This window comes from Aquitalea sp. S1-19 (assembly GCF_024343515.1).
This window is the reverse complement of record NZ_RJTZ01000120.1, coordinates 1-8745: the sequence shown is the minus strand read 5'-3', so window position 1 is coordinate 8745 and position 8745 is coordinate 1. Positions and strand designations below refer to the sequence as shown.

Here is an 8745-nt window from a genome sequence, read left to right as displayed (position 1 = left end):
CACCGAGGTGGTCAGCTCTTTGCCAAAGGCGGCCGAGGCCAGCACGATGCGCACATCGTTGCCGAAATCATCAAGCTGGCTCTCATCCAGTCCGGTAAACGCCAGCAGTTTCTCTCTGGCACACTCTCTGTCGCCATCGGCTAACCCCTCAGCGGCGAGATAGCGTTCAAAATAGTCGCAGGCCTTATCAAAGGTCATGTTCGAGATCATGGCGGCATAGCGCAGCGCCTGCAGCTCCATATGGGCGCCGATTTCATCGCGCTTGAGCTCGATTACCACCAGATTGGCATTGCGGTCGATGGCCAGCAGGTCGATGCGGCGGCGGCTGTCTTCCCAGTCGGAAAACTCGTCGGCAATCACCAGACAATCGGGCGCAATGGCATCGATATTGCGCTTTAACGCCTCCTGCAGATCCTGACGCTCTTGCAGCCCTTCGGCGGCAAAGGTGGTCGGGATTAACGGGGTCAGCTGTTGATTGGCGATATGGTAGAGGCTCATAACTGAAACAACCTGCTTAACGATAAAGGGGAAAAGTGGCCGTGCGTGCGCTAAGGCAATAGCCATGATCAGGATGCAGGGCACCACCACGGACACCCTGCCAGCGGTCAGGCCAGAGCGTCTTCCACCAATGCCTCGGCCAGGGTGAGCTGGGTCTGTTGGCTGGTTTGCAGGCGGTATTTTAGTTGGTCGCAGAGGGCCATTAATTCATCGACAGCTTTAACAATTCTAAGCTGCTCTTCTTTTGGTGGTATACAAACCATCATATTCCAGAGCTTTTCTGAAACCAACTTACAAGTACCATGAGATGAGTGCTCAACCATATTTACCACTCGTTCTTTCGCTGCTTTCATTAACGTAAGCAAAAAACTCCCATTTATTTCCGCAAACACAAGCGCCTTCATATCTTGATTTATTGCAACAGGATTTATGGTCAAAGCAACAGGGAACGAATGGGCAAGAATCATTCCTCTGACCACCATCAAAAGGCTATTTGATGGAATTAATTTAAGCACCGTTTCAGAAATAGCATCGTCAGTAACATAGTCAACTGAAGATGAAATTAGATCGACCTTCATATCTTTTGGTGAAACCCAAGGGATACTCCCTCCCCAATATTTCCCTTGTGCTTTAGATGGAGTTCCCCCACCTAAGTCATAACCAAGTTCTAAAATTTGGCACCACTCCCACCCCTGCGGCAGCTCAAACGGCTTTTCATCCTCGTTGATTTCCGATAGCGGCTTTTCTTTTTTAATCTTCCCCTCTTGCACCAGCCGCGCCTTTTCGGCGGCGATGCGCGCCAGCAGGACGGAAGCGGGTTCGTCGTTGGGGTCTTGCGCCACCAGTTTGCCGCGCACCGCCAGTTCCAGAATCAACTCGCGCAGCTTCTTGATGCCGGCCAGCTCCAACTTGCTATTGCTGCCGCGCCCGGCGCTGCTTTTGGGACGTACGGCGGCAGTCCACAGATCGAGGTGGTCGGTAATCAGGGTATCGATATGGCTCATGGGGTATTTCCAAAGTCTGTCGCAGCCGGCGCCGGGGTCAGCATATTGATGATCAGGCGAATCAGGGTGTCTTTTTGCGCCGGGGCCGATTCGGCCACCAGCAGGGTCAGGGCCGCCAGCCCGCTGTCGTTGATGATGGGCTCGCCACTGGCCAGCCACAGCGCCTGATTACGATAGAGAAAATCGACAAACAAAAAGGCGGCGCTGCGCTTATTGCCGTCGGCAAAGGGGTGGTTTTTGACCACGAAATAAAGCAGATGGGCGGCCTTGCTCTGCACCGTGGGGTAGGCACTTTGGCCAAAAACGCTTTGGGCCAGATTGCCCAGCAAGGCGGCCAAGCCATCGCCCCTTGGCCGGGCAAACAGTTCGGATGCCTCGCCACGGGCCATCAGCTGGGCTTTAAGCTCGCCCAGTGCCTGCATGGCGGGTTCTGGCGCCAGCAATACACCGCCCTCGGTGCCTGCCGGTTCGGTGAGCAGCCCTTCGTCATAGCGCTGCAGCCAGAGAAAGGTCTGGGTGTAGCGGCTGATGATTTCCACCAGACCGCGCCCGCTGGCAAGATCAAGCCCGTCGCCACGGGCCGCTTTGCGCACCAGTGCCAGCGCGGCTTCCAGCTCGCGGGCATTTTGCTCGAAACGCTGCTGGTTGAGGGTGTAGCCCTGAATCAGGTGCTGTTTCAACAGCCGGGTGGCCCACTGGCGAAAACGCACCCCTTGCGGCGATTTGACCCGGTAGCCGACCGAGATGATGACGTCGAGGTTGTAGAGGGTCACCGGCTTATCGCTGCCAGCAATATGCACTTTTTGCATATTGCCTTCGGTGGCTAGCTCACCTTCTCTAAACAGATTACGGGTATGGCGCGAGATCACCGATTGATCGCGGGCGAACAGTTGCGCCAGCTGCGCCTGATTCAGCCAGACCGTCTCCTGTTGCAGGGTGACGGCTATTTCGCCGTTTTCTCCTTCAAAGATCGCAATCTCTTGGCTGCTATCAGTCATGCTGCTGACCCGCGTCGCCCTTGCCCAGTGCCTCGCCGAGGATGGCTTTAAGCTGGTCGCGCAGCGTCTGGATCTCGGCCTGCTCTTTGGCGTAACTGGCCAGCAGTTCGTCCGGATCGTGGCTCACCTGCTCGCCAACATGAGGGTTTTTGATATCGAGGTTAAAGTTGCGGGCAATGATCTCGTCGATGCCGACCTTCCATGCCTGCTCGGTTTCGACGCGAGCGGCAAAGCCGTCGGCTTCATCACCCCACCAGGCGATTTCGGTTTCGAACTCCTCGAACTTCATCGGTTTGGTTTTGCTGTAGTTCTTCACCCCAGCCGGATAGGGGTGCTGGTAAAACCAGACATCACGGGTAGGCTGGCCCTTGGTGAAGAACAGGATATTGGTCTTGATGCCGGTATAGGGGGCAAACACGCCGTTGGGCAGGCGCACGATGGTGTGCAGATTGCACTCGCTGGTCAGCAGCTGCTTGATCTTGGTTTTGACCCCTTCGCCAAACAGGGTGCCATCGGGCAGCACCACGGCGGCGCGGCCGCCTTTTTTCAGCACCTCGATGATGAGCTGCAAGAACAGGTCGGCGGTTTCGCGGGTGCGCAGATCGGCGGGGAAATTCTGCTCGATGCCGTCTTCTTCGGTGCCGCCAAACGGCGGGTTAGTGAGGATAACGTCGATATCGCTATCCCAGCTGGAGAGCGGCTGGTTGAGGGTATTGCCGTGGCGGATCTGTACCGGCACCTCGATGCCGTGCAGCAGCATATTGGTGGTGCACAACAGATGTGGCAGCTGCTTTTTCTCTACCCCCAGAATCTGCTGTTGCAGGGTCTGGTGGTCGGCCGACGTCTCGACATAGTGCGTTTTTACATGGTCAAAGGCACAGGCCAGAAAGCCGCCAGTGCCGCAGGCCGGGTCCATGATGCGCTCGCCCAGCTTGGGGTCGAGGCGGTTGACCATAAAGCGGGTCACGGCGCGCGGGGTGTAGAACTCGCCGGCGTTACCCGCGCTTTGCAGGTCGCGCAGGATCTGCTCGTAAATATCGCCAAACAGATGGCGCTCGTTGCTGTCGCCAAAGTCTATTTCGTTGAGCTTGTTGATCACCTGCTTGAGCAGGGTGCCGTTTTTCATGTAGTTGAAGGCATCGGAGAATGCCTCGCGCACCACATAGCCACGGGGATTGAGTCTGATGTCGGCGGGCAGCTTTTTCAGGCTGTCGAACAGCTCGTTGTTGACGAAATCAAGCAGCGCGTCGCCGGTCAGCCCTTCACTATCCGCCGCCCAGTTGCGCCACAAAAAACACTCGGGGATCGGGCAGCGGTAATCATCCTGTTCAAACTCCAGCTCTTCTTCTTGGGAATCGAAAACCTTGAGAAACAACAGCCAGGAGAGCTGGCCGAGGCGCTGGGCATCGCCGTCAATGCCGGCGTCTTTGCGCATGATGTCCTGGATGGATTTGATGACGGAGCTGATGGATGACATGAAATTCTCTTGAAGGCGAAGCCGTTAGCTAACTGAATAAATGCAAATGGCCAACACGGGGTTGACCATCCGGGTGCAATGCGATGCCAGCGCGGGTCAGGCCCGTAGCGGCTGGCGGTAAATCTCTTGTTCCAGTTCGGTGATGGCCTGCTCGAACTGCGCCGGGCCACCAAAACCTTTTCTGGCCAGCTCCAGCGGGCGGCCCAGTTCGGTAAATGGGGTCACTTTGAGCGCGTCTTTGGTTTCTATTTCGGTCACGCCCTGATTGGCATATTTGTCGAGCAGCTTGCTCAATACCTGCTGGGCGGTGTCGTTGTACTTGGTGAAGTAGTTGCGCTTTTTGACATTCTCCGCCCGTTCGCGGCGGGTCAGCGGGGGCTGATCGTACACCACATGGCAGATCAGGTCGAACGGGTCGAGATCCTGCCCCACTTCGGCACTCAGCACCTCCCACAATACGCCCGCCTGGGCCAGCTCATCCATGATGGCCTGCTTGCGCTCGGCGCCCTGCCAGCGCTTGGTAAAAACATCCAGCGTCGCACACTCTTTCAGCAGGGCCTTGCGGGTGTAGTCCTTGAAGGATTCGGTCACCAGCTTGCCGTCGGCATCGTAATACTGCACCCGCTCGGCAATCACGGTGACGGTCACCCCGTTGACATGGTATTTGCGGACACCGGGCTCCGGTTCACCGACGGGGCCGCTACCCCCGGGCTCGTCCGGACCTTCGCCTGGCGTGCCGTTAGTGCCAACTCCGGTGGGCGGCCCCTCTGTGCCTTCCTCATCCTCCTGCGAAGGATCAGCACCGTTGATGATGTCATCCATCCCCCCATCCGGGTCATTGATGGTGCCCGGATCGGTCATGATGACCCGTACCGGATCGCCATCGAAGCGGGGGTCGGCAAACAGCTCGGTGGCCTTCTTGAAGTCGAGGATGGTGAACCACAGCTTGCCGAACTTTTCGTCAATGCGCGTGCCGCGACCGATAATCTGCTTGAACTTGGTCATGGACTGGATGTTCTGGTCCAATACCACCAGTTTGCAGGTCTTGGCATCCACGCCGGTGCTCATCAGCTCCGAGGTGGTGGCGATTACCGGGTAAGGCTTCTTGGGGTTGATGAAGTTGTCGAGCTGCGCCTTGCCCAGTTCATCATCGCCGGTGATTTTCATCACATAACGATCGTCTTTCGCCATCTGCTCCGGATTGAGATTGACCAGTGCCCGGCGCATACGCTCGGCGTGGTCGATGTCGTTACAAAAGACGATGGTCTTGGCCATCGGGTCGGTTTTCTTGAGGTAATTGCTGATGGTCTCGGCCACCAACTGGGTGCGCTCGTCGATCACCAGCGTGCGGTCAAAATCCTTCTGGTTGTAAATGCGGTCTTCGATCTGCTTGCCCTGTTTATCGAGCTGGCCTTTGGTCGGCCGCCAGCCTTGCAGGTCAACGTCGATATCCACCCGCACCACCTTGTAAGGGGCGAGAAAACCATCCTCGATCCCCTCCTTGAGCGAGTAGCTGTAGACCGCATCGCCAAAATAATCGGTACTGGAAACGGTATCGGTCTCCTTGGGGGTGGCGGTGAGGCCAATCTGGGTAGCCGAGGAGAAATATTCGAGGATCTCGCGCCAGGCGCTGTCTTCGGCGGCGCTGCCACGATGGCATTCGTCGATCACAATCAAATCGAAAAAATCCGGCGCCACCTGCTTGAAGGCTTTTTGCAATTCATCCGGCCCGGTCAGCGCCTGATACAGCGCAAGGTGGATTTCATAGGCAGGATCGACAGTCCGGCCGGTGACCTTAGTCATGGCCGAACCAAAGGGTTGAAAGTCGTTGATGCGGGTCTGATCCACCAGAATGTTGCGGTCGGCCAGAAACAGGATGCGCTTTTTGGCTTTGGCCTTCCACAGCCGCCAGATAATCTGAAAGGCGGTGTAGGTCTTGCCGGTGCCGGTGGCCATCACTAGCAACACACGGTCTTGCCCGGTCGAAATGGCCTCGATGGTCTTGTTGATGGCCTGCAGCTGGTAATAGCGCGGCGACTTGCCGCTGCCGTCCGAGTAGTAGTCCTGGCTAATCACCGGCAGCTGGGCCGCACTGTAGCCCTTCCAGACGCAGAACTTGTCCCACAGCTGGGTGGGGCTGGGGAAATCCGCCAGCGCGATTTCGGTTTCCAGCTGCGCAGGGTTGGTCTTGTCGTGAAAGACAAAGCCATCGCCATTGCTGGCAAACGCAAATGGCACATCTAGCAAGCGGGCGTAATCCAGCCCCTGCTGCATGCCAGTGCCCATCTCGTGCTTGTTGGCCTTGGCCTCGATCACCGCCAGCGGCATGCCCATCTTGTGATAAAGCACGATATCGGCCGACTTGACCTTATTGCGCGCCGCCAGCTGGCCGCGTACCACCACCTTGCCGTCCCGCAGCTTCACCTCTTGGCGGATCTGGGTTAAGTCATCCCACCCCGCTCCCTTGATCGCAGGCAGCAGGAATTTGGTGATGATGTCGGTTTCGGTGAGGGTCGTCTTATTGAGCTCGGCCATGCGCGTTTATTCCATTCGCAAGAATATATTTCCCGGAATAGTCTCATAAAACCAGCCTGATTTGATGGGTATTGGTTAGCTAAAGATGACAAAGCGTAGACCATACGGCACGTATGCATGCCCTGCATCGCTTCCAGGCTACCGTTTTTCCTTTTTTAGGAGACTGATACCCACCTCCTTGACCATGCGCATGTCACGGTCTGTCAGACTGCCGTGTCAGGAAGGATACGGGGCTGTCCCTCAAGTGTTACTTGCCTTCACTGCCCGGCAGAATAACGTGGGAGAACGCTAAATGAACTATTTGGCAAACCAAGCTACATCAGCTTCGCCGAGCGCTTACATATAGACGGCCGAACAGTTAGAATAACGTCATGAGCCTTTCCACACTCCCCGTTGTGATCAGATCGATTTGTATCCTCCTATTAACTGGGTTGAGCCTAGCCACTCAGGCCACTGCGCTCAAAGACCCCAGCATCGAATTTACCCCGATGGAAATGGCCTACATTGAGCAGGCTGGAGCGATCCGGATGTGTGTTGATCCCGATTGGGCACCCTTCGAACACATCGACCAAGAGGGCAAGCACGTCGGCATTGCCGCCGATTTAGTGCAACTAGTGGCTCAGCGCGTTGGGCTGAAAATCGAGCTTTATCGGGTCAAAACCTGGGAAGAAAGCTTGGCCGCTTCGAAGGCAGGAAGATGCCAACTCATGAGCTTTCTCAACCAGACTCCGGCACGAGATAAATGGCTGAATTTTACTGACCCTATTTTCTTCGATCCAAATATTGTGGTCACACGGGAAGAACACTCCTACATTGGCGATCTCAATGGGCTGGTAAATCAGACCGTTGCCTTGCCACGCGGAACGATGGTGGAAGAACGCATCCGGCGCGACTATCCCAACCTGAAGCTCATACTAACCGAGACGGAGCAACAATCTGTTGCAAAGGTGTCGGCGCGCGAAGCAGATATGACAATCCGCTCTCTGATCGTGGCTGCCTACGCGATCAAGAAAGAGGGATTGTTCAACCTGAAAATTGCCGGCCAGGTCCCCGATTTCACCAACAAACTGCGAATCGGGGTCATCAAGGACGAAAAAATATTACGCGACATTCTCGACAAAGGAGTCAAGACGCTAACATCACAGGAGCGTGAGGCTATTTCCAACAAGCATGTATCGGTCAATGTTCAGCGCGGAATCGATTACACGTTGGTCTGGCTAGTCATTGTCGGTGGAGGTCTCATCATGCTGCTTGTACTTACTTGGAACCGGAAACTTAATTCACTCAATAAGCAATTGGAACTGCTTTCCATCACCGACCGGCTGACCGGCCTGTTCAATCGCATGAAATTGGATGCAACACTAGCGTCCGAAAGCATGCGCGCGCAGCGTAGTGGACAACCTTTCAGTCTGATCATGATTGATGTGGATTACTTCAAAAATACCAATGACGTACATGGTCACCAGACCGGGGACAGTGTACTGGTCGAGATTGCCCAATTGCTGCAATCCAGCACGCGCAAAACTGACGTTGTCGGACGCTGGGGGGGAGAAGAATTTCTAATAATTTGCCCTCACACAGACAGTGCAGGTGCCTACCAATTGGCTGAAAATCTCCGCAAAAAAATACAAGATTTCAAATTTTCGGTCGTCGGACACAAGACGGCCAGCTTTGGGGTCGCCAGTTTTCAGATTGAGAACCAGGGTCAGGATATTGTGTCGCGAGCAGATGCAGCACTTTATGCAGCCAAAGAACGTGGCCGAAACAGAGTTGAGACAAAGTAATCGAGGAGAACCAACATCCTGCCAGCGCGGGTGCGTAACTTACAGGCACGGATTTTGTCAGACTCAACAAGTCCCCTGCCCAGCAGAATAACGTGGCCGATAGCAGGCCGAATTGTTGCCAGCCAAGAGACAACTATCGGGCAAAATCCGGGCAAGGCACGCACGTTGCGTGCCGCCGTTAACACCAAGCTTATTTTTGATGCCCGGCCAGCGCCACAGTCGGTCTACGCCGGAGCCACTTTGATTTCTTGAGCGGCCGCGCCGCCGTACACAGGCAAGACCCTGCGATCCAGCGCAGCATGCATTTCTTGTTGGTATTTATGTTGGTATTTTTAAAAATAGAATTACACAAATCCTTTAAAGACAATGCTTGTAAGGTGTTTTGTGATAGTCGCCGCCCCACCAAACTACCGTTTCATGACGTGTCATGAAACACCAAGAACCCCGAG

At 55.4% G+C, this 8745-nt stretch carries 6 protein-coding genes; 1 reads left to right on the top strand and 5 read right to left on the bottom strand.

Translation table 11 applies throughout. The features are described from left to right. From EGI20_RS14900 to hsdR, 5 genes are all read right to left on the bottom strand, one after another. A partial coding sequence (locus tag EGI20_RS14900; protein WP_498632411.1) for a hypothetical protein occupies window positions 1-498 on the bottom strand: 498 nt, incomplete at its 3' end. Between the two features lie 107 nt (window positions 499-605). Continuing rightward, complete coding sequence (locus EGI20_RS14895; protein WP_498632410.1) at window positions 606-1502, bottom strand: restriction endonuclease subunit S; 897 nt, start codon at window positions 1500-1502, stop codon at window positions 606-608. Continuing rightward, window positions 1499-2500, bottom strand: a complete 1002-nt coding sequence (locus EGI20_RS14890; protein ID WP_498632409.1) for a virulence RhuM family protein/type II toxin-antitoxin system death-on-curing family toxin — start codon at window positions 2498-2500, stop codon at window positions 1499-1501. Before EGI20_RS14890 ends, EGI20_RS14895 begins: the two co-directional genes overlap by 4 nt. Further along, window positions 2493-3977 (bottom strand): N-6 DNA methylase, encoded by a 1485-nt coding sequence (locus EGI20_RS14885; protein ID WP_498632407.1) that lies wholly within the window; start codon window positions 3975-3977, stop codon window positions 2493-2495. Before EGI20_RS14885 ends, EGI20_RS14890 begins: the two co-directional genes overlap by 8 nt. A 96-nt stretch (window positions 3978-4073) precedes the next feature. Continuing rightward, window positions 4074-6512 (bottom strand): EcoAI/FtnUII family type I restriction enzme subunit R, encoded by a 2439-nt coding sequence (hsdR, locus tag EGI20_RS14880; protein ID WP_498632406.1) that lies wholly within the window; start codon window positions 6510-6512, stop codon window positions 4074-4076. 371 nt (window positions 6513-6883) lie between these two features. Here hsdR and EGI20_RS14875 point away from each other — a divergent pair, with 371 nt between their 5' ends. Then, window positions 6884-8296 carry a diguanylate cyclase gene (locus EGI20_RS14875; protein WP_498632404.1) on the top strand — a complete coding sequence of 471 codons (1413 nt, stop codon included), beginning with the start codon at window positions 6884-6886 and terminating at the stop codon, window positions 8294-8296. The last annotated feature ends 449 nt before the right edge of the window (window positions 8297-8745 follow it).